A 20,538-nucleotide genomic window follows, 5' to 3' on the forward strand; every position below is an offset into this window, starting at 1 on the left:
TTGGCATCCTATGCCAGGTTCAGGGCCAAATTCCACTTATCGGTCCTGTCCGTTTTTCCCGAGCCAGCTCTGAGCGCCGGTGGATGCGCAGGTCTACCAGATCGGATCCGAGCTCGGCGAATATGTCTCGCCCGGCGTTCCCCTTCTTTCCCTCGTCGATCTCAAGGATGTCTGGCTGCGCTTCGACCTTCGAGAAGATCTTGCGAAGGGATTGAAAGTCGGGGATCGTTTTCAAATGCATGTCCCGGCGCTCGGTGACCGCGTGATTACGGCGGCGATCAGGGTGATCGCCACGAGAGGCGAATATGCGGGATGGCGTGCTACGCGCGCGACCGGTGATTTTGACCTGCGCACATTCGAAATCCGTGCGTATCCCGTCGAGCCGGAGCCCGACCTCCGGCCGGGAATGAGCATCTATGCCGAATGGCCGGGTGACCCGCGATGAAGAGGCCCGCGCAGCCTGGCATGCTCCTCGTCATCCTTCGGGAACTGCGCTGGATGAGGCGCGATCGCCTCGCGCTCGTCCTGGCGATCGGCATTCCTGTCGTCGCCTTTGCAATTCTGGCCGCAATCTTCAGCAACGCCGTTATCCGCGATCTTCGTGTCACCGTTGTCGACAGTGATCATTCCCCCACATCGCTCATCTATGTGCAGGCAGTCGCGTCGGCGCCGAGCGTCACCGTCGCCGAGCGCTCCGGCGACATGACGAGCGCCATGCATGCCATACGGTCAGGCGATGCGATCGCCGCCGTCTACATTCCTCCGAATTTTGAGCGCGACCTGGTCGCACGTAAACGCCCCCAGATCGTCGTGCTCTACAACCAGCAATATTTCACGCCGGGCAGCAATGCCGCGACTGCAATTTCCAACGCTCTCACGGCGGCCACGGCCACGCTGACGGTAGCGGACCGGTCCTATGCGCCGGGCTCGCTGGTGGTGGAAGAATATGTGCTGACCAATCCAGCGTTGAACTATGGTCAGTTTTTGCTTCGGTCCATTCTGCCGACCGTATTGCACGTGATCGTCGCAATTGCCGCCGGCTATGCGGTGGGCTCGGAGTTCTCGAGGCGTAGCCGGCGAGCATGGCTCAGGGTCGCTGGTGGAAGTCCGCTGACGGCGCTCGTCGGCAAGCTGGCTCCGCTCTTTGCCATCTTCGTGATCATGACGGTGGTTGAGGCTGGTATCATCCACGGCTTCTATGGAGCGCCCTTCAGGGGAGACTCCCTTCTGATGGGGGCTGCGGCGTGCCTTCTGGTCATCGCCTATCTCTCGCTCGGCAGTCTCCTGCAGCTTCTGACCCGCAATCTCGCACTCGGCATGAGCGTCACCGCCATTTTCTGCAATCCCGCCTTCGGCTTCGCCGGGGTCGGTTTTCCCGTGTTGGCGATGGGCGGCTTCGCGCGATTTTGGGGAACATTGCTGCCCTTGCGCTGGTATATTCAAATTCTCTTTGATCAGGCAGTCCGCGGCCTGCCGACATCGGTTTCGGCACAACCCTTCCTGGCTCTTGGAGGGCTTGCCGTCGGCTTGTTCGGACTTGCCTGGTGGCGTCTGCGCATTCTTGCCCGGACGGCGGCACCCCATGCCGCAACGCGCCCCCGGATCGGGCCCTCTGTTCAGGGACGCGGCATGGGAGCCGCAATGGTTGCCGAACTGCAGCGCATCCTCAACGATCGCGGCGTCTTCGGCCTCATCGTTTTGGCGCCTGTCATCTACGGTGTTCTCTATCCGCAGCCCTATCTCGCGCAGGTGCTGCGCAGCATACCGATCGTGGTGGTCGATCAGGACCACACGGAATTGAGCCGCGATCTCGTCGAAGCGTTGAACGCCGACGAAGCCGTCGCGGTCGCAGCGCGGGCCAACACTTTAGCGGAGGCGCAGGCGGCACTTGATCGACGTCAGGTCTTTGCCATCCTGGCGATACCGGAAGGCACCGAGCGGGAGATCCTGAAGGGCAACAAGGCCAGACTGGCGGCCTATGTGGATTCCGCCTATTTCCTGCTCTACGATCGCACGTTGCAGGGCATAGTTGAAGCGAGCGGCACGGTGACGGCGGCCGTCGCCGCCCACGGGGCGCGTTCCGATGGCAGCCTTGCACATGCGGCCTTGATCAGAAGCTCCCCGGTCGAATTGTTGTCTCAACCATTGTTCAATCCCACGGGTGGCTATGCGAGCTATGTCGTCCCTGCCGCTTTCCTGCTGATCCTGCAGCAGACATTGCTCTTGGGAGGAGCCACGATGGGCGGCGTGGCATTCGAGCAAGGTGGAACCGAAGGCTGGCGCCGACGCGCGAATGCCCGCGCCATTATCGGTCAGGCGCTTGCGCACCTTTGCCTGGCTGTGCCGGGCTTCGCATTGTATCTGATCATTCTGCCGCGCTTCTACGGGTTTTCGACGTTGGGAGGGCTTGTCGACCTCGTCTTGATGGCCGTGCCCTTTGTGCTCTCCGTGAGCTTTTTGGCTCAGTTCGTCAGCCTATGGTTTCGGCGGCGCGAGACCGCCGTGCTCCTGTTCATCGCCGTCAGCCTGCCTTTGTTCTTCATGGTGGGCGTTTCATGGCCGGTGGAGGCTATTCCCGCGGCCCTTCGTGCGGCCAGCCGTATCTTTCCAAGCACATCGGCAATCGACGGGCTGGTCCGCATCAATCAGATGGGCGCCACCCTGCGAGACGTCTCGCGCGATTGGGCCGCCCTGTGGATCCTAAGCGCGGTCTATTGTCTCCTGGCGGTGGCGGCAGCCCGCATGCTCAGTCGAGGGATCACTGGCAATGAACGCTAATCCGGCAGGCCGACGCCTGAAGGTGCTGTCCCTCCTGGTCCTTGTCGGAGCGGCGGCGATCGTGGTGTATCGATTTCAGGCGGAGCCCAAATCGTCACCACCGATCCTGGGGGTTGCGCATCAAACCGAAATTCGTGTGTCGTCCGAGACGAGCGCGCGCCTCGTGTCCTTCAACGTGACCGCAGGACAAGAGGTGCATAAGGGAGATGTCCTGGCTGTGCTGAGCAATCCGGAACTCGAGGCGGCCCTTCAAGAGGCCAAGGCGGCCGCGGCTTCGGCGAGAGCCGACCGAGCCAATGTCGACGCGGGAGATCGCAAGGAAGAGGTCGATATCGGAGCGCAGAACGTCGTCATCGCGGAGTCCAACCTGACGCTTGCCCAGCAACAGCAGAAGCGGGCATCGGCGCTGGCGTCGAGAGATTTCGCGAGCGAGCAGCAACTGGACGACAGCAACGCGTCCCTCGCCAAGGCCGAGGCCAATCTCTCCCTGGTTCAAGCGGTATATGCACAGAGCAAGGCGGGGCCTACCCGCGAAGAGCGTACCATAGCTCAAGCCAAGGTCGCGCTCGCCGATACGGCAATCGCTGATCTCGAGGCCAAGCTTGCCAAGACGACGCTCGTCGCACCCGCCGACGGCGTTGCCGGGATACTGATTGCCGAGCCGGGTGAAGTAATCTCGCCCGGACAGCCGGTGATGACGCTCGAGATCGGGCATGAGCGCTGGTTCACCTTCACGATCAGGGAGGACAGGCTCGCTGGCATCACAATCGGAACTCCTCTTGAATTGCTGACGGCACGCGGAGAGACGCTTCAAACGCGCGTTACGGAATTGCGCCCTCTCGGAGAGTTCGCCGTGTGGCGCGCGGCGCGTGCCGTCGGCGACCACGACGTCAATAGCTTTTTGGTGCGAGCGGATCCGACGAGGGGGACCCCCACGGTGGAAGCGGGAATGACCGTATGGATCGACAGGAAGAAAACAGTCGCGGACGGTCATAAACTATAGGCCCCCGCCCGGTGTCCGCGGCAATCGCGATGCCGGGACGAGGTGGCTGCCGCTGGCGAAGCCCGGTCCAGCGCCAGGGGCCCTGGCGAGGCGGAGCCGGCTGCTTCAGTGCAGGCGGCCTGGAATGCGCTCGTCAGCCCCCCAACTGAACGCTCGGCACCCCCCGTTGGGGGGATATGTCTGCTGACAGATTCCCTCCAAGTTTGCGGCACGGTTTCGTGGCCCTTTGAAGGTTCCGTTTCCAGGGAAAAATCTGACGGTTTGGGTTCCGGGTGCCGCAATAGCGGTTCGACGGCTCACAGACTGCGCAGCAATTGTGGAGCTGCCCTATGAGCAAGCGAGTGGCTGATCTGATCGTTGAAACGCTGGAGACGGCGGGAGTGAGGACATGCTACGGGATCGTCGGTGACACGATGAACCGCATAGCTCAAGCCATCGATACCAGCCAGATCGATTGGGTTCATATGCGGCATGAGGAGGCCGGGGGGTTCGCGGCGGGGGCCGAAGCGCTGCTCACCGGTCGACTTACCGCGTGTGCCGGCAGTTGCGGGCCAGGCAGTCTTCATTTCATCAATGGACTGTACGACGCAAACCGCAATCGTGCACCGGTCGTCCTCATTGCGACGCAGATCGTCAGGCAGGATCTCGGGTTCGACTCGATCCAGGAGGTCGACTACAACGACGTCTTCAAGGGATGCAGCGTCTTTTGCGAGATGATCCTGACACCGGAACAGGCACGTCGAAAGACGGTCGCGGCCTGTCAAGCCGCGTTGACGAAGCGCGGGGTCGCCGTGCTCGTCGTTCCGGTGGACGTCGCCAACTCCCCTGCCCACGATGAAGCGCCGTATTCAATCCATGCACGCCGCCCCGTCATTCGACCGAGCGACGAAGATTTGGACGAGATTGCGGCCATCCTGAACGAGGCCAAGTCAATTACGATCTACGGAGGCGCCGGCTGCATTGACGCGCATGACGAGGTAGTCGCCACGGCGGCTCGGCTGAAGGCGCCGGTCGCGCACACCTCTCGCGGCAAAGACTTCCTCGAATACGACAATCCTTTTAACGTCGGCATGACAGGAATTCTGGGCAGTCCGGCCGGCTATCACGCCATTCTCGACTGTGACGTCCTGCTTCTTCTCGGCGCTGATTTCGCATGGAGTCAATTTTATCCCGACAAGGCCAGGATCATCCAGATCGACGTCGACCCGGCACACCTTGGACGGCGCCACCCGGTCGAGATTGGAGTCGTTGGGGATATCAAACCGACGCTGGCGGCCTTGCTGCCGCGGCTTGCAGAACACGCAGATGATAGCTTCCTGAGCACCTACGTCGCCCGATTCGAGAAGATCGTCGCATCCGCAAAGGCCGAGACCGCTTCCAGTCCGGGCTCGGCTATTTCCGGAACCTTGCTGACCAAGGTCATCAATGAGCACGCGGCCGAGGATGCATTGTTCACTGCGGACGATGGAACGCCGACGGTCTGGATGCTTCGCCATGTCGACACTCGAGGCAAACGTCGAACATTCGCCAGCCTGCTCCACGGCACGATGGCGGGCGGAATGCCTACGGCCCTCGGCCTGCAGAAATGCCAGCCCGACCGACAGGTGGTTTGCCTGGCAGGCGATGGTGGGTTTGCCATGCTGATGGGTGAACTTCTGACTACGGTTCAGGAAAACCTGCCGATCAAAATTGTCGTCTACGACAATGGGAAGCTTGGATTTGTCGACATCGAACAAAAGGCTGCCGGCCTGGTCCCCGTATATACGGATCTAAAGAATCCGGACTTCAGTGAAGTTGCCAAGGCGATCGGGATTTGGGGACGCAGCGTCCACCAAGCGGATGATCTCCAAGGCGCCGTGAGGGCTTGGCTTGCGGAGCCCGGGCCTGCCTTGTTGCACGTCAAGGTTAAGCCGATGCAGCTGGTGATGCCGCCCTCGCCTCTCGTTGCACCTGAGGCCGTGGTGGGTATGGCCGTCTACAGTGCGAAAGCGATGCTGCATGGAAAGGGTCATGACGTCTGGGAAATGATTATTGACAATATCCCCTGAAGGAGAGGAGCCCGGATGCAGGAACCGTGCTTGGTTTCGAACGAAAGCTGTTGTTCACTCGATCAGTGAACCTTTTTTCCACCAACGCAGGGCTGGGTGTCGGATCTGAGGTACATCGATGACCAGCACCTTCGGTGCACCTCCTATCTTGGACCGACCGCCAATTTCTCGCTTGGTGTGGGACTGAGGGGATCTCGGCCCAAAACCTTTCGACGCCGAACGTTACGAGCTTCCCCTGGCTTCAGAGATAGAAATGCCGATTGAGGCAGAACGGTCGGGACTTCCTGTTTCCCCCCTCTTCGCCGTCAGCGGTTACATCGCCACCGACAGGCTCTGATCCTCTGATGTTCCGGGCCGCGCCCCAGCCGGTGGCCGTGCCCAGTGCTGCACATCCGTGGACAGAGGAGACGGCAATGTCCGACATCCGCATCGAATCCGACAGTCTCGGCACGGTCGAAGTCCCGGCCGACAAATTATGGGGCGCCCAGACGCAGCGTTCCCTGGAGCATTTCAGCATCGGCAAGGACCTCATGCCGCGCGAGATGATCACCGCCTATGCCGCGCTCAAGCGCTCGGCCGCCCAGGCGAATTTCTTGGGCGGGCGGCTCGACAAGGAGCGGCATGATCTCATCCTCCAGGTCTGCGATGAACTTCTGGCCGGCCGGCACCAGGAGATGTTCCCCTTGCATGTCTGGATGACGGGCAGCGGCACCCAGTTCAACATGAACGTCAACGAGATGGTCTCGAACCGCTGCTGTCAGCTCGCGGGCACGGCGCTCGGCAGCAAGACGCCGGTTCATCCCAATGACCACGTGAACATGTCGCAGTCCTCGAACGACAGCTTCCCGGCGGCGATGCATATCGCGGCCGCCATCGGCGTGACCTCCCGTCTTGTCCCCGCTGTCACGGCCTTGCGCGACGCCATCGCGGCCAAGGCGAGCGCGTGGGACGGTATCGTCAAGATCGGCCGCACCCATATGCAGGATGCAACGCCCCTGACCCTGGGCCAGGAGTGGTCGGGCTATGCCGGCATGCTGACGGATGATCTCGAACGCATGACCGATGCGCTGAAGGGCGTCTATCGCCTGGCGCTGGGCGGTACGGCTGTCGGCACAGGCATCAATGCCGCACCGGGCTTTGCCGAGGCGGTTGCGGCCGAGATCGCAGGCAATACCGGCCTGCCGTTCGTCACCGCGCCCAACAAATTCACCGTGCAGGGCTCGCATGATGCGCTGGTGCAGCTCTCGGGCACCCTGCGCACGCTGGCGACCTCGCTCTACAAGATCGGCAACGACATTCGCCTGCTGTTCTGCGGCCCGCGCGCCGGCTTTGCCGAACTGATCATCCCCGAGAACGAGCCGGGCTCCTCGATCATGCCCGGCAAGGTCAATCCCACCCAGGCCGAGGCCCTCACCATGCTCGCCGTGCAGGTGATGGCGAACGATGTCGCCGTCGGCTTCGGCGGCGCTGGCGGCTATCTGGAGATGAATGTCTACAAGCCCCTGATCATCGCCAACATCGCCCAGTCCATCACGCTGCTCAGCGATGGCTGCACGAATTTCCGCAAGTTCCTGGTGGAGGGCACGGAGCCGAACCGCAAGAAGATCGCCGAATATGTCGAGCGCTCCCTCATGCTTGTCACGGCGCTGGCGCCGGTGATCGGCTATGACAGGGCCTCGAAGATTGCCCACCACGCCATGGACCACGATCTCACCCTCAAGGCCGCGGCCCTCGAACTTGGCTTCGTCAGCGAGGAGGAGTTCGACCGGGTCGTCGATCCCGCCAAGATGGTGAAGCCCTATGTGGCCACGGCCGGCTGAGTGCCGCCCCGATCTTTCAAGCGATTTCGTTGATCATATGGAGCCCATCCGATGTCCGACCAGAGCTCGACTTCAGGCTATGCCCTCCTGCGCAATCCCCGCCTCAACAAGGGCAGTGCCTTCAGCGAGGAGGAGCGTCGCACCTATGGCCTGGAGGGTCTGTTGCCCCCGGTGCCGACCACGCTTTCGCTGCAGGTCGCCCGCATCCATGCCGAACTCGGCAATCTCGACAGCGACCTGCAGAAATATCTGCTGCTCTCCGACCTGCAGGCCCGCAACGAGACCCTGTTCTACGCGGTGCTGATGTCGGATCCGGCGACCTTCATGCCACTCGTCTATACGCCCACGGTGGGCGAGGCCTGCCAGAAGTTCGACCACATCTTCCGGGCGGCCCGCGGCATCTATCTGCCGATCACCGCGCGCGGCCGGCTGAAGGGACTGCTCGGCAACTGGCCGATGAAGGATATCCGCTTCATCGTGGTTACCGATGGAGAGCGCATCCTCGGCCTGGGCGATCTCGGCGTCGGCGGCATGGGCATCCCGATCGGCAAGCTCTCGCTCTACACCGCTTGCGCCGGCGTACCGCCGGAATATTGCCTGCCGGTGACGCTGGATGTCGGTACCAACAATGAGAGCCTGCTGGAGGATCCGCTCTATCTCGGCCTGCGCCAGAACCGGGTGCGCGGGGCCGACTACATGGCCTTCATCGACGAGTTCGTCCAGGCCGCCCAGGTCCTCTATCCCAAATGCTGCATCCAGTGGGAGGACTTCGCCAATATCAGCGCCGTGCCGATCCTCGAAACCTATCGCGACCAGGTCTGCACCTATAATGACGACATCCAGGGCACGGCGGCGGTGGCGCTCGCCGGCATGTATGGCGCCCTGCGCATCTCCGGCCAGAAGCTCACCGACCAGCGCTTCCTCTTCCTCGGCGGCGGCTCGGCGGCCACCGGCATCGCCGAGCTGATCAGCCAGGCCATGGCCCTGGAGGGGCTCGACATTGCCGCGGCACGGGCGCGCAACGCGCTGTTCGACGTCAACGGCCTGATGGTCAAATCGAGGACCGATCTTGCCGGCTTCCAGAAGCCCTTCGCGGTGAATCACGCGCCGATCTCGACCTTCGTCGAAGCCGTCCGCGCCTTGCGCCCGACCGGCATTATCGGCGTCAGCACCGTGCCGAAGCTGTTCAACCAGCAAGTGATCGAGGCCATGGCCGAGATCAACGAGCGGCCGATCATCTTTCCCTATTCCAATCCGACATCGCGCTCGGAATGCACGGCGGAAGAGGCCTATCGCTGGTCGCAGGGGCGGGCGATCTTCGCCAGCGGCAGCCCTTTCGGCCCGGTGGAGATCGCCGGCCAGACCTTCGTCCCCGGCCAGGGCAACAATGTCTATATCTTCCCGGCCATGGGCATGGCGGTCTTCGCCACCGAGGCGACCCGCGTGACGGAGGAGATGTTCATCGTGGCGGCCAAGGCCGTAGCCGAGCAGGTCACCGACAAGAGCCTCGCCACAGGCCTGATCTATCCGCCACAGAGCCAGATCTTCGAAGCCTCCCTCCATGTTGCTGTACGCGTGGCGGAATATGTCTTCGAAAAGAAGCTCGCGCGTGTCGAGCGCCCTGCCGACATTGCCAAGCTGATCGCCTCCCGGGTCTATCATCCCGCCTACGCTGCTTGACGGTGTGGGGCAGGGAAGTCGGCAATTGGCCACCCTGTTGTTCGAGAATGGCCAGACGACGGCGCGCACGATCGAGGCGGCCGAGCGCACCGGGAAGGCGCTCGGTCAGGTTGTGACGGTGCTTTCGTGCTGGAGGCTCCAATCGCCGCTGGAAGAAAATCGGTGACAGGTCGCCGACCGCACGGGGGTGAACGGCGGCCGGCTGAGAGGTAAGATCTCCCTTTCTGGGCTGCGAACGCTGCTGCCCCCAAGCCTCAAGTTTCAAGTCGGCTCGGTTGGGTCATCGCATGTCTACGGGTTGGGGACCTCGTAGACTTTCCCATGCCATGGCGCTTTGTCGATTTGGTCGAGCGCCATGACGTAAATCACCTTCTCCTCCGGCCCGAAGGCAAGATTTGGCATCGAGACCGAGGGCACTGCTATCGTGCGCAACAGCTTGGCGTCCCCGTCCACCACGATGATCTTGCCGGGCGCATCGAGCGAGCGCGGGCTCTGGCCGATATAGAGCTCACCCTTCGCATCGATCTTCACGCCGTCGGGCCAGATATGCGGCGCATTCGGGAAGAGGTCGTCGAGGCGCAGGAAAACACGGCGGTTCGACAGGGTACCGTCCGGCTTGATATCGAACTCGATCAGGCGGTTGTCCTCCGTCTCGATCAGGTAGAGCAGCTTGCCGTCGTTGGACACGGCAAGTCCGTTGGCGTTGTGCAAATTGGCCGCGACCTTGATTACCTTGCCATCCTTGGTGAGATAATAGGCCGAAGCATCGATCGCCGGTCCTTCATGGCCGGAGCCGGTGAAATAGATGCCGCCTTTCCTGTCGGGCGCGAAATCATTCGGCCCGATGAAGGGGTTGCCGTCGCTGTCCTTGTCGTAGGGCGGCAGCGTCTTGCCGTCGGCCGAGATGTGACCGATCGTGTTGGAATCATAGCATGTCACCAGGAACTCGCCAGACGCGGTCGGCACCACCGCCGAAGGGCCACAGCCATCCTGGCGCCAGAACACCTCGTTTTTGTTGCCGTCCCAGGTCATGACGGTATTTCGGCCATACTCGACATAGAAGAGCTTGCCGTCGTGCCAGATCGGTCCTTCGGGAAAGTAGGCGTCGGGATTGACCACCTTGACGTCGGCGGCGAAAGCCGGCGCGGTCAATGCCGCCGCCAGGGCATACGCAAGAATGACTGACTTCATGAAAGTCCCTCTTCAAATCAGGCCTGCCCAAAGAGCGCAGCCAAGGCTTCGCTCCCCGTCCAGGAAATGGATGGCTTGATGGATGGTGAATGCCTGCTATTTTCAGGTCGTCTGATTGGGATTTCGCCGGTCACGCGCCCGGACCGGGAAACTGGTCAACCCGGTGAGTGAAGACGGTTTTGCGTCGGCCGGAAACGATCGCATGCGACACATTGCGGTAATAATGCGACAGACCTTCTACTTGGCGCGAAACCGGCGTCGACTGTGTGGTGGTCTGCTTCGCAATCCTGGCGATGATCGCCGAACAGCAGAAGCAGATGACCGGTATGCAACTTTACGATAACGTCCCTTGTCGCTTGATGATTTGAAAGCCAGTCTGCGGGAAATGCAATTGAGTCGGTGCCCACGATGTTTCCGGCACATCTACAAAGTATTCTGTTTCATTATCCTTCAAGAAAACTCCGTGCTGATCGCCCCGATAGACAAGCGCCTCAATGAATTTTCACATGGATGGATAACGTCCCCGACGACATCAATCCCTACGGTTCGATCATGGCGAGCGACTGGGAAAGGCACGCGCGCTTTGCGGGAGGAATACAAGTGAGGAAATGCCTGATCGTGGTTGCCTTGGTCAGCGCCACCTTGCCGGCGATGGCGCAGGCCCGGCCGCAGTTGGCCCAGATGTGTTCCTCGCGTTGGCCCGACGATTATGAGATGCAATCCGTGTGTCTCAGGCAGCAACTCGATACCTTGGAGAAGCTGGGCAAGCAGGACGCCGATGCGCCTGCGCCAACCCCAAGGAAAAGCCGTCGCGTCGACTGGACTTTATGCAGGGTGGAGGGCCTCGAGGAGATCCTCTTCGCCACCAAGACCAACTGGAGCCCGGCGGAGGACGGCACGCAGCTGCTGATGGGCGAGGAGACCTCCAAGGTCTCCATCGGTTCGGAGGGCTGGAGCACGGACGATTATGTCTTCAGCTTCGCACAATCGACGAAAAAGCGGCGCATCGAGGTGAGCGTCGACAGCCAGGCCGCGCCGAAGCAGCACTGGGAGGGCTTCTGCATCCTGTTGAGACCTCAGCCATGACCGCCGGGGAACAGCATGCCGCGATCTGATCGACGGACTCTACCCGATCTGGAGGAAGTTCAGGGTCTCAGGTCATCTCCCAGGCGTCGTCCATATTCGGCGATCGCGAGGCCGACGGGCAGGCGTTGCCGTTCGAATTGTCCGAGCGCGTCGGATATCCTCGACGCGGTTGCCAGACTATCCCGTAATGCCATGGCGTCGCCGGCGGCTTTCGAAACACCCATCGCGGTGTGAGGTCGGACGACGAAGGCTGCATCGCCAAGCAGGGCGACCGACTGCCCAACCATGGTGGCGGACTCATAGTCGAAGATTCCCTGGATCGAGGGTTCCGCCTCCGCTTCGACAACGGCCAGAAACTGCGGCGGCAATGCGGTCGCCGCCTCCGCCCGGAACGCGTCACGCCGATCCGTCGAAAGACCGCCGCGCGGCAGCGAGAAGCGATGGACCGCTCCGTCTCTGTCCGTGAAGAGGCGCGGCAACTCTCCAGCGTGCGCCTGCCGATACCAAACCCAATTGTAGCGGCGCGAGCCGATGTCGGCTTCGCCGCCTGCGCCTGGCACCAGATAGCCCAACGCCTGCGAGCCGTAGGACGTGAAGAAAGCAAACCGATTGAGAAGGATCGATGCCTCGGCGGGGATCGAGGTCTCCGCGATCAGCCCACGCCAGGCGACATAGCCTGCGAACCGATTGTCATGGTCTTCCGGATCGAGTGCCTTGCGGACCACCGATCCAATTCCGTCCGCTGCGACAACGAGATCCACAGTCTCCGTCGAGCCGTCTCCGAACGAAATCTGCGCCCCGTGTGCACCATCGACGACATCGATCACCGGCCGGCCAAGGACGTAGTTTGCCGGATCAAATTTGGCAGCCACGGTGTCGTAGAGATAGTCCCACGAGATTTGTGACTGCGGTGACTGTATGCGACTCTCTATGGCTCCCGTCGGGTCGAGGAAGATGCGCTCATGCGCAACGACGCCGACGCGGGCGACATGGTCGGCGCCAATCCGCCGAAGCAGGCGAAATAGATCGGGTTGGCCGACCAGGCCGGCCCCACGGCCAGAGAGGCCGCCGGCAGAACGCTCGTAGATTCTCACGTCATGACCATCGCGTTGCAACAGGACGCCCGCGAACAGTCCACCGACGGACCCACCGACGATTCGGATCCTGAGCGGTTTCATGATTTGGCACCCCCCGCTGCCCCTGCCTGGCTCCTGCAGGACCTGCGTCCGAGCCCCTTGACGGCGAGAGCGACCAACGCCAGCACGATGCCGACGCCGCAGACGGCCGGCCAGGCGCCGAGGTCCCATGCCGTTGTCGCCACGGCCGACCCGGCAGCGCCGCCGAGAAACATGCCGGTCATGAAGATCGTATTCAGCCGGCTCCGAGCATCAGGATCGAGGGCATAGATGATGTGCTGGTTGGATACCAGGGCGCTCTGGATGCCGAAATCGAGCACGATCACACCGAGCACCAGGGCCATGATCGAGGGGCTCGCGAGAAAAACCGCCCAGGCAATGATGGTCAATGCGATTCCGAGCAGGATGACGAAATGCGGTCCGCGGTGATCCGCGATCCTGCCGGCCAATGGAGCTGCGAAAATGCCGACCGCTCCGACAATACCGAAAAGGCCTGCGATTTCGGCGCCCAGGTGGAACTGCGGTCCGTTCAGGTAGAGCGCAAGGATCGTCCAGAAGCTGGTGAAGGACGCGAAGAGCGCGGACTGAACGAGGGTCGCCGTGCGCAGGGCCGGATGGTTGAGCCAAAGATGGGCGAGCGAAGCGATCGCGGCGTGGTATCGCATGCGCGATGTCGGACGATGATGCGGCAAGGCTGCAGACATCAGCGCCGCTCCTGCCAGTGCAAGCGGCACGCCGATCCAGAACATCGCCCGCCAGCCGGCGCTCTCGCCGACAAATCCCGCCAGGGTTCGACTGAACAGGATGCCTGACAGAACGCCCGCCATGACCGTGCCGATCGTCGCTCCGCGTTGCTCCGGCCGCGCCAGCGCCGCCGCGAACGGCACGATCTGCTGGGCAACGGTCGAGGCGGCACCGACGACCAGACTGGCGCCCACCAGAAGAGCGGCGGTCGGGGCCATCGCCGCCAGAGCCAAGGCTCCGGCAAGCACGATGAACTGGCCGACGATCAGCCGTCGGCGGTGCACCAGATCGCCGAGCGGCAACAGGAGGAACAGGCCGAGCGCATAGCCGAGCTGTGTCGCGGTCGGGATCAGGGCGGTCACCGACTGCTGGGGGAACTCGGCTTCGATGATGCCGAGCATCGGCTGGTTATAGTAGATATTGGCGACCGCAATGCCGCCGGCGACAGACATTGCCAGAAGAGCCGGGGTCCCGAGTTCCGTGGGCTTGTCTGGTGTCCGGGTTTCAACAATCGACATGGTCGTGCCTTTCACGCTGTCGTGGCGGTTCAGTCGGCGGACTGGGCGGACTCGAACAGGAACCACGCGCGGCGTTCGGCGTCGTCGATCCAGACTTCCAGCAGGCTTGTCGTCGCGACGTCATTTTCCGCCGCGCAGAGTTCGTGTGTCTGCCGCAGGAAGGACACGAGCCGAAGGTTGTCGTCCCGCAGTTCGGCAAGCATGTCGCGCGGCGTCACAAAACCGGCGTCGTTGTCGAGGAGGCGTTGCAGCCGGCTGATATGCCCGATCGAGCGGATTGTCGTGCCGCCGATCTTGCGGGCCCGTTCGGCGATGGCGTCGGTCGCCGCGAAGATCTGATCGCCTTGCTCATCCAGCATCAGATGGTAGTCGCGAAAGTGCGGGCCGCTCATGTGCCAGTGAAAGTTCTTCGTCTTCAGATAAAGCGCGAACGTATCGGCCAGCAACGCGGCGAGGGCGCCTGAAATATCTGCGGTGGCTTCAGGCTTGAGTCCGGTCGGTGTCGCCAGGGGAGACTTGCGGCGATCTTCGATATTCCTGCGGTCCATGACGGATTTCCTTGTGTGAGAAGGTGTTTGGTCGATTTTGATGCATTCTGGTGGAATTGCCGCAGCGGAGAACGATCCACCCGGAAAGGGGCCGTATCGACCGTGCCGGTGCGCCTGCCCCTCGTTGGGACACGCAGGATTCAGCTGCGGCGGGGCGTTGTCGGCAGGTTCGTCGTTTCGCCTGTCCTCGGTCGTCTGTTGCGGTGTCAGGACCTTAGGACGACGGCGCAGGGCGGAAAATTCTATGCTGGTCTAGCCGGACCTATACTTCGGTACAGGTGCGGCGCGGAAGAAAGCGGCGTTTAATCAAAGACAGCAGGCCGCAACTCTGCGACTGTTTAGCCTGTATCCCGCTGCCGGGCAGCGTCGTGTTCAAGTCGAATTGGAGCGGATGATGACGCAGAAGCGGCCCGACGGCATCGAGCGCTATACGGCACCGGCGGGCGGCTGGGGGGCGTTGAAGGCGGTGGCGGAGACCTTGGCGCGCCAGCAGGTCATCGCGCAGGGCACGGCGACGCTGCTGAAGGCAAATCAGCCGGAAGGCTTCGACTGCCCCGGCTGTGCATGGCCTGATCCGAAACACACGAGTTCCTTCGAGTTCTGCGAGAACGGCGCCAAGGCGATCACCTGGGAATCGACGGCAAAGCGTGCCGCCCCGGATTTTTTCGCCGCCTATACCGTCTCCGAGCTATGGGACTGGTCGGATCACAAGCTGGAAGACCAGGGCCGCCTGACGCATCCGATGCTCTACGACTGCGACAGTGACCGCTATCTCCCGATCGGCTGGGACGAGGCATTCGCGATGATCGGCGCGGCTCTGCGCGCCTTGCCCGATCCCGATAGAGCCGAGTTCTATACCTCGGGCCGCGCCTCCAACGAGGCGGCCTTCCTGTTCCAGACCTTTGTCCGCGCCTATGGGACCAACAACTTTCCCGATTGTTCCAACATGTGCCACGAGGCGACCAGCGTCGGGCTGCCTCTTTCGATCGGCGTCGGCAAGGGCACGGTCACGCTGGAGGACTTCGATCACGCCGATGCGATTTTCAGCTTCGGCCATAATCCCGGCACGAACCATCCGCGCATGATGACGACGCTGCACGACGCCGCGCGGCGCGGCGTGCCGATCATCGTCTTCAACCCGTTGAAGGAACGCGCGCTGGAGACATTCGCGGCGCCGCAGAACCCGGTGGAAATGGCGACCCTGTCATCGACGCGGATCGCATCGGCCTACCATCAGGTGCGCTCAGGCGGCGATCTCGCCGCGCTGAAAGGCTTGATGAAGCGTATTTTCGAGCGGGACGCCGCCGATATCACCGGGGGCGGCCCCGGCGTCCTCGACCGCGCCTTCATTGCCGAGCACACCATCGGACTGGAGCAGGTGAAGGCCGATATCGATCAAACCGCCTGGGACGGGATTCTGGCCAAGTCGGGCCTGTCATATGAGGCGATCGACAGCGCGGCGGAGGTCTATCTGAACGCTGGGAGCGTGATCCTCTGCTACGGCATGGGGCTGACGCAGCATGCAAACGGCACCGCCAACGTCCAGCAGCTCGCCAACTTCCTGATGTTGCGCGGCAATATCGGGCGGCCGGGCGCAGGCATCTGCCCGCTTCGCGGCCATTCGAATGTCCAGGGCGACCGCACGGTCGGCATCACCGAGATCCCCGGCAAGGCGCTGCTCGACGGGATGGAGAAGGCATTCGGATTCCGTCCGCCGGCCGACAAGGGCCATAACGCCGTCGAGGCGATCGAAGCGATCGTCGAAGGCCGGTCGAACGCGCTCATTTGCCTCGGCGGCAACCTGGCGGTCGCCATGTCCGATCCGGAAACCACCTTCGAAGGCATGCGGAAGCTTGATCTGGCCGTCCATATGGCAACGAAGCTCAACCGCTCGCACCTCCTGATCGCCAGGACCTCGCTCCTCCTGCCCGTGCTCGGCCGCACCGATCGAGACCTTCAGGCGGCGGGCGTGCAATCGGTCACCGTCGAGGATTCCATGTCGATGGTCCACGCGTCCAAGGGGTTCCTGAAGCCACCGGGCGATCAACTGAAATCCGAGCCGGCGATCATCGCCGGAATGGCCAAGGCGACGCTTGGCTCAAAATACGGCATCGATTGGGACGGGATGGTCGATGACTACAGCCGCATCCGCGACAAGATCGAGATCGTCTTTCCCGATTTCCATGACTTCAACCTGCGCATCCGCAAACCCGGCGGCTTTCGCCTCACTGTCCCGGCATCCGACCGTCGGTGGGCGACGGATTCGGGTAAAGCGCAGTTCCTTGTCGCGCCCGGCCTGGATGAAGATCCGCGTCTTCGCGATGCCGATGCCTTGGTTCTGACCACGCTCAGGAGCCACGACCAATACAACACGACGATCTACAGCCTCGACGATCGCTACCGCGGTGTATTCGGCCGCCGCGACGTGATCTTCATGAACATGCGCGATCTCGCGGCGCGCGGTCTCGTCGACGGCGACCGGATCGATATCGTCGGCATTGGGGACGCGTCCGACAAGGCGGTGAGCGGCTTCACGGCCGTCGCCTATGACATTCCGGCCGGCTCGATCGCCGGGTACTATCCGGAGATGAACAAGGTGATCGCCCTCACCGATTACGATCGCCGGTCAGGCACGCCGGCCTATAAGGGCGTCCCGGTCAAGGTCCGAGCCTGTGCATAGGCGCCCGGGCCTATCCCGGACAAGCCGCGCCGGGGGAGCGGCTTTGGCCTGTACGGCAGCAAGATATACGCTCGGCGTTTGCCTGGGGATGTGGGGACAAGGATGTTTCGGTTTAGCAATGCAGCGGACGCTCCTCTGCCATCGAGGTACGACGTTGCAGTCGGAATCGCCGCCATCCTGCTGACGCTCGCGATTTTCTACATCGACGCCTTTACGGCGCTCACGAGCGCCATAGCGGTGCTCTATGTGATCGCACTCTTGCTTGCGTCGGAAATACTGACGCGGAAGGGCATCTTGATCGCGACGACCGGGTGCGCAGCGCTGGCGATCGTCTCATTCATGATCGCGCACGGCTTGGCCGTCGACCTCGGCGTTCTCCTGCGTCTGATCGTTTCGCTGGCGGCGATCGTCATCACGTCGGCGCTTCTCCTGCGCAACGAGGCGTCGCGCGGCAAGCTGATTGCGTCGAATGAGCAGATCAAGGATAGCGAGAGCCGGTTCCGCTGGATCTTCGAGCAGAGCCGTGTCGCGCTGTGGGAGCGCGATTACTCGGCTGTCCGGGCATTCCTGATGGCCCTGAAAGCACAGGGCGTGACAAGCATCCGGGACCACGTCAAAGCGCATCCCGATGTGATCTCAGCTTGCCTCGCCCTCATCCGCACCGTTGCCGCGAACGATGCGGCGCGGGAGCTTCTCGGCGACGTCGGGACCGGAGGGAAGGCCCGCGCCAGGCGGTTTCATATCCTGCCGAATGATGCCGCCTTTCTGGATCTGATCGAGGCGATCTTCGACGAGAGGCAGCATTTCGAAGGCAAGGGCAATCTGATCGCCACCGACGGCCAGACCCGGCTTGTGCTGGTGAGCATGCGTCTGCCGGATGATCCCGCGAAGTTCGACAGGGTGATCGTCGGCATGGTCGATATTACCGAGCGCGAGCTGACGCAGAAAGCATTGCTCGAGGCGCAGGCGGAGCTTACGCGAGCGTCGCGCGCGGCGACGGTCGGGGCCCTCTCCGCTTCGCTGGCGCATGAACTGAACCAGCCGTTGGGAGCGCTGGTCGTGAATGCGCAGACCATGCTGCGCTGGATCAATCGCGAGCCGCCGGACCTTGAAGCGATCAAGCGTTCCGCCGACCGGATGATCCGCGACAGCCAGCGGGCAAGCGATATCATCCACAATACGCGCACCATGTTGTCACAAGGGCTCCGCCTGCCCGACACGGTCGACCTACCGCAGTTGATCCAGGAGACGCTCGCGTTGATGGAACATGACCTGGCGAAAGAGGCAGTCCAGGTGGAATTCGCCTATGTGACTGCGACAAAAGAAATACAGGCCGTTCGGATCGAGTTGCAGCAGGTTCTCATCAATCTGATCACAAACGCGATTCAGGCCATGAGCACGAGCGAAGATCCGCAGCGCAAGCTGCTGATCTCAGCCCGCGAAGACGACGATGGCTTCGTGCGCTTGTCCGTTCGGGACTTCGGTCCCGGCATCCAGGACGAAGTGATGGCTCGGCTGTTTGCGCCGTTCTTCACCACCAAGTCGAAGGGCCTGGGCATGGGCCTTTCGATCTGTCGCAGCATATTGGAACTGCGCGGCGGCGATCTCGTCGCCCGAAATCACCAGGACGGCGGCGCAATCTTCGAAATGATCATGCCAATAGGCGAATGCACCAATGTCTGACGGGAAATCGACGCGGCAAGCCACGGTTGCACGGGAAGGGCCGACTGTCTACGTCGTCGACGATGACGCCTCCATGCGCGAGGCACTGGTGGATCTGTTCCGGTCCGTCGGGATCGAGGCAATTTCCTTTGGTTCCGCGCAGGCCTTTGTGGCGGGCGCGGATCTCAAGCGCGCAGGCTGTATCCTGCTCGACATCCGCTTGCCAGGGCTCAGCGGCCTGGATTTTCAGGGCCAGCTTGAGCGGCTCGGCAGCACTTTGCCGATCATCTTCATGACCGGCTTTGGGGATATCCCGATGTCGGTTCGCGCCATGAAGGCCGGTGCGGTCGACTTCCTCACCAAGCCTGTACGGGATCAGGACGTCCTGGACGCCGTCACGGCCGCACTCGACAAGGACTCGCGCCGACGTGAGGAAAGCGCAGCATGGAATACCGTCGCCGCCCTCGTCGAAACCTTGACCCCGCGTGAACGCGAGGTCATGGCGGCGGTCGTCAAGGGACTGATGAACAAGCAGATCGCCTTTGATCTCGGCATCAGCGAGATCACGGTCAAACTTCATCGCGGCAACGTCATGCGCAAGATGGAGGTGCGGTCCGTGGCCGATCTCGTCCGCAAGGCCGAATTGGTCGAAGCGGCGAAGCCGCACCGTAAATCCTAGGGCAGAATGCGTTCAAGCAGGGGCGGATTATCGACTTAACATGTTGATATAAAAACAATTTTTCGTTTCTTGGCGGTTCGATCCGCAGGTGGAGCGCCCTGGCCCGACCTAGACTCTCGTATGGTATCTCAGCCGACCTCGGAGGCGCATAAGAGGGCGATGAGTTCCCGGAACAGGGGAGGGCTATACGCGTGTCACCGATACCGACTATCGCAATTGTCGACGATGATCAGGCCATGCGCGAGGCGCTCGACGACATGATCAAATCATGCGGTTACACGAGCAGGCTGTTCGCGACGGCAGAGGAATTCCTGTCCGATGGCATGCGCCAGACGACCGATTGCATGCTCGTCGATGTCAAGATGCCGGGCATGACGGGGATAGAGCTTCAGGCGGTCCTGAACACCGAGCCCTTCAGACCGCCGATCATCTTCATAACGTCGCATCGTGATGAGCGCACCCGATCCGCTGCGATGGACGGAGGAGCGCTGGCATTCCTCGGAAAGCCCGTTGAATTCGAGAGCCTGATGGCTTTGCTCGAAAGGGCATTGCATCCCGACAATTCGTCTCTGCGGATTTGAGGTCTGATCAATCGCTTGATCTCTGAAATCCCCCCATCGACAATCTCATGGCCAAATGGAGAGCGACAATGACAGAATGCCGCCACGAAGTGACGATCAGGACCGTGACGCCCGGCACTTTGGGCTGTGAGGAATGTCTCGCGATCGGGCAGGAATGGGTCCATCTGCGTCTGTGTCGCACCTGCGGACATGTCGGCTGTTGCGATCAATCGATCGGCAAACACGCGACGGCGCATTTCCACAAGACGCGCCACCCGATCATCGAAGGGTATGACCCGCCGGAGGGATGGGGATGGTGCTACGTCGACGAGATCTTCGTCGATCTGCCGGACCAGACGCCGCAGCGCGGCCCCATCCCGCGGTTTTTCTGAAGAGGGATCCAGG

17 protein-coding genes are annotated in these 20,538 nt (G+C 62.0%); 13 read left to right on the top strand and 4 right to left on the bottom strand.

The window, feature by feature from the left end:
• Positions 1-79 precede the first annotated feature (79 nt).
• The 7 genes from J3R73_RS03350 to J3R73_RS03380 all read left to right on the top strand — a co-directional run bounded on the left by J3R73_RS03350 (position 80) and on the right by J3R73_RS03380 (position 9,495).
• Positions 80-445 (top strand): HlyD family secretion protein, encoded by a 366-nt coding sequence (locus J3R73_RS03350; RefSeq protein ID WP_307422360.1) that lies wholly within the window; start codon positions 80-82, stop codon positions 443-445.
• A gap of 20 nt (positions 446-465) precedes the next feature.
• Positions 466-2,778, top strand: coding sequence for an ABC transporter permease (locus tag J3R73_RS03355; RefSeq protein WP_307422362.1), 2,313 nt, complete (start codon positions 466-468; stop codon positions 2,776-2,778).
• Positions 2,768-3,781: an HlyD family secretion protein gene (locus J3R73_RS03360; RefSeq protein ID WP_307422363.1), complete on the top strand. Its 1,014-nt coding sequence runs from the start codon at positions 2,768-2,770 to the stop codon at positions 3,779-3,781. The genes J3R73_RS03355 and J3R73_RS03360 overlap by 11 nt, the downstream gene beginning before the upstream one ends.
• Before the next feature lie 329 nt (positions 3,782-4,110).
• The gene (locus J3R73_RS03365) at positions 4,111-5,829 is read left to right on the top strand and encodes a thiamine pyrophosphate-dependent enzyme (protein WP_307422366.1); all 1,719 of its coding nucleotides are present in this window, start codon (positions 4,111-4,113) and stop codon (positions 5,827-5,829) included.
• Between the two features lie 413 nt (positions 5,830-6,242).
• On the top strand, positions 6,243-7,649 hold the full coding sequence (fumC, locus tag J3R73_RS03370) for a class II fumarate hydratase (protein ID WP_307422367.1): 1,407 nt from the start codon (positions 6,243-6,245) through the stop codon (positions 7,647-7,649).
• A 51-nt stretch (positions 7,650-7,700) separates the two neighbouring features.
• Complete coding sequence (locus J3R73_RS03375) at positions 7,701-9,329, top strand: NAD-dependent malic enzyme (protein WP_307422369.1); 1,629 nt, start codon at positions 7,701-7,703, stop codon at positions 9,327-9,329.
• Between the two features lie 25 nt (positions 9,330-9,354).
• Positions 9,355-9,495 (top strand): hypothetical protein, encoded by a 141-nt coding sequence (locus tag J3R73_RS03380; RefSeq protein ID WP_307422370.1) that lies wholly within the window; start codon positions 9,355-9,357, stop codon positions 9,493-9,495.
• Between the two features lie 125 nt (positions 9,496-9,620).
• On the opposite strand, the gene J3R73_RS03385 is transcribed toward J3R73_RS03380, so the two are convergent.
• Positions 9,621-10,520, bottom strand: coding sequence for an SMP-30/gluconolactonase/LRE family protein (locus J3R73_RS03385; protein WP_307422372.1), 900 nt, complete (start codon positions 10,518-10,520; stop codon positions 9,621-9,623).
• Between the two features lie 510 nt (positions 10,521-11,030).
• On the opposite strand from J3R73_RS03385, the gene J3R73_RS03390 reads away from it, so the two are divergent.
• Positions 11,031-11,606 carry a hypothetical protein gene (locus J3R73_RS03390; protein WP_307422374.1) on the top strand — a complete coding sequence of 192 codons (576 nt, stop codon included), beginning with the start codon at positions 11,031-11,033 and terminating at the stop codon, positions 11,604-11,606.
• Positions 11,607-11,665: 59 nt separating this feature from the next.
• Here the strand turns inward: J3R73_RS03390 and J3R73_RS03395 are convergent, their stop codons facing one another.
• The 3 genes from J3R73_RS03395 to J3R73_RS03405 are packed head-to-tail and all read right to left on the bottom strand — an operon-like array spanning position 11,666 to position 14,552.
• Complete coding sequence (locus J3R73_RS03395) at positions 11,666-12,784, bottom strand: FAD binding domain-containing protein (protein WP_307422377.1); 1,119 nt, start codon at positions 12,782-12,784, stop codon at positions 11,666-11,668.
• On the bottom strand, positions 12,781-14,004 hold the full coding sequence (locus J3R73_RS03400) for an MFS transporter (protein ID WP_307422379.1): 1,224 nt from the start codon (positions 14,002-14,004) through the stop codon (positions 12,781-12,783). The genes J3R73_RS03395 and J3R73_RS03400 overlap by 4 nt, the downstream gene beginning before the upstream one ends.
• Before the next feature lie 29 nt (positions 14,005-14,033).
• Complete coding sequence (locus J3R73_RS03405; protein WP_307422381.1) at positions 14,034-14,552, bottom strand: Dps family protein; 519 nt, start codon at positions 14,550-14,552, stop codon at positions 14,034-14,036.
• 394 nt (positions 14,553-14,946) lie between these two features.
• On the opposite strand from J3R73_RS03405, the gene J3R73_RS03410 reads away from it, so the two are divergent.
• From J3R73_RS03410 to J3R73_RS03430, 5 genes are all read left to right on the top strand, one after another.
• Positions 14,947-17,232, top strand: coding sequence for an FdhF/YdeP family oxidoreductase (locus J3R73_RS03410; RefSeq protein ID WP_307422382.1), 2,286 nt, complete (start codon positions 14,947-14,949; stop codon positions 17,230-17,232).
• Positions 17,233-17,334: 102 nt separating this feature from the next.
• Positions 17,335-18,915 (top strand): sensor histidine kinase, encoded by a 1,581-nt coding sequence (locus J3R73_RS03415; protein ID WP_307422383.1) that lies wholly within the window; start codon positions 17,335-17,337, stop codon positions 18,913-18,915.
• A complete protein-coding gene (locus J3R73_RS03420) occupies positions 18,908-19,573 on the top strand; it encodes a response regulator transcription factor (RefSeq protein ID WP_307422385.1) in 666 nt (221 codons plus the stop codon). Before J3R73_RS03415 ends, J3R73_RS03420 begins: the two co-directional genes overlap by 8 nt.
• 191 nt (positions 19,574-19,764) lie before the next feature.
• Positions 19,765-20,154 carry a response regulator transcription factor gene (locus J3R73_RS03425; RefSeq protein WP_307422386.1) on the top strand — a complete coding sequence of 130 codons (390 nt, stop codon included), beginning with the start codon at positions 19,765-19,767 and terminating at the stop codon, positions 20,152-20,154.
• A 68-nt stretch (positions 20,155-20,222) separates the two neighbouring features.
• Complete coding sequence (locus J3R73_RS03430; protein WP_307437065.1) at positions 20,223-20,525, top strand: UBP-type zinc finger domain-containing protein; 303 nt, start codon at positions 20,223-20,225, stop codon at positions 20,523-20,525.
• The last annotated feature ends 13 nt before the right edge of the window (positions 20,526-20,538 follow it).

The organism is Labrys monachus, from assembly GCF_030814655.1.
Classification (GTDB): domain Bacteria; phylum Pseudomonadota; class Alphaproteobacteria; order Rhizobiales; family Labraceae; genus Labrys; species Labrys monacha.

Coding starts and splice junctions, on each gene's coding strand:
- J3R73_RS03355 (WP_307422362.1), top strand. CDS start 466: ATGCTCCTCGTCATCCTTCGGGAACTGCGCTGGATGAGGCGCGATCGC.
- J3R73_RS03360 (WP_307422363.1), top strand. CDS start 2,768: ATGAACGCTAATCCGGCAGGCCGACGCCTGAAGGTGCTGTCCCTCCTG.
- J3R73_RS03365 (WP_307422366.1), top strand. CDS start 4,111: ATGAGCAAGCGAGTGGCTGATCTGATCGTTGAAACGCTGGAGACGGCG.
- fumC (WP_307422367.1), top strand. CDS start 6,243: ATGTCCGACATCCGCATCGAATCCGACAGTCTCGGCACGGTCGAAGTC.
- J3R73_RS03375 (WP_307422369.1), top strand. CDS start 7,701: ATGTCCGACCAGAGCTCGACTTCAGGCTATGCCCTCCTGCGCAATCCC.
- J3R73_RS03385 (WP_307422372.1), bottom strand. CDS start 10,520: ATGAAGTCAGTCATTCTTGCGTATGCCCTGGCGGCGGCATTGACCGCG.
- J3R73_RS03390 (WP_307422374.1), top strand. CDS start 11,031: ATGGATAACGTCCCCGACGACATCAATCCCTACGGTTCGATCATGGCG.
- J3R73_RS03395 (WP_307422377.1), bottom strand. CDS start 12,784: ATGAAACCGCTCAGGATCCGAATCGTCGGTGGGTCCGTCGGTGGACTG.
- J3R73_RS03400 (WP_307422379.1), bottom strand. CDS start 14,004: ATGTCGATTGTTGAAACCCGGACACCAGACAAGCCCACGGAACTCGGG.
- J3R73_RS03405 (WP_307422381.1), bottom strand. CDS start 14,552: ATGGACCGCAGGAATATCGAAGATCGCCGCAAGTCTCCCCTGGCGACA.
- J3R73_RS03410 (WP_307422382.1), top strand. CDS start 14,947: ATGACGCAGAAGCGGCCCGACGGCATCGAGCGCTATACGGCACCGGCG.
- J3R73_RS03415 (WP_307422383.1), top strand. CDS start 17,335: ATGTTTCGGTTTAGCAATGCAGCGGACGCTCCTCTGCCATCGAGGTAC.
- J3R73_RS03420 (WP_307422385.1), top strand. CDS start 18,908: ATGTCTGACGGGAAATCGACGCGGCAAGCCACGGTTGCACGGGAAGGG.
- J3R73_RS03430 (WP_307437065.1), top strand. CDS start 20,223: ATGACAGAATGCCGCCACGAAGTGACGATCAGGACCGTGACGCCCGGC.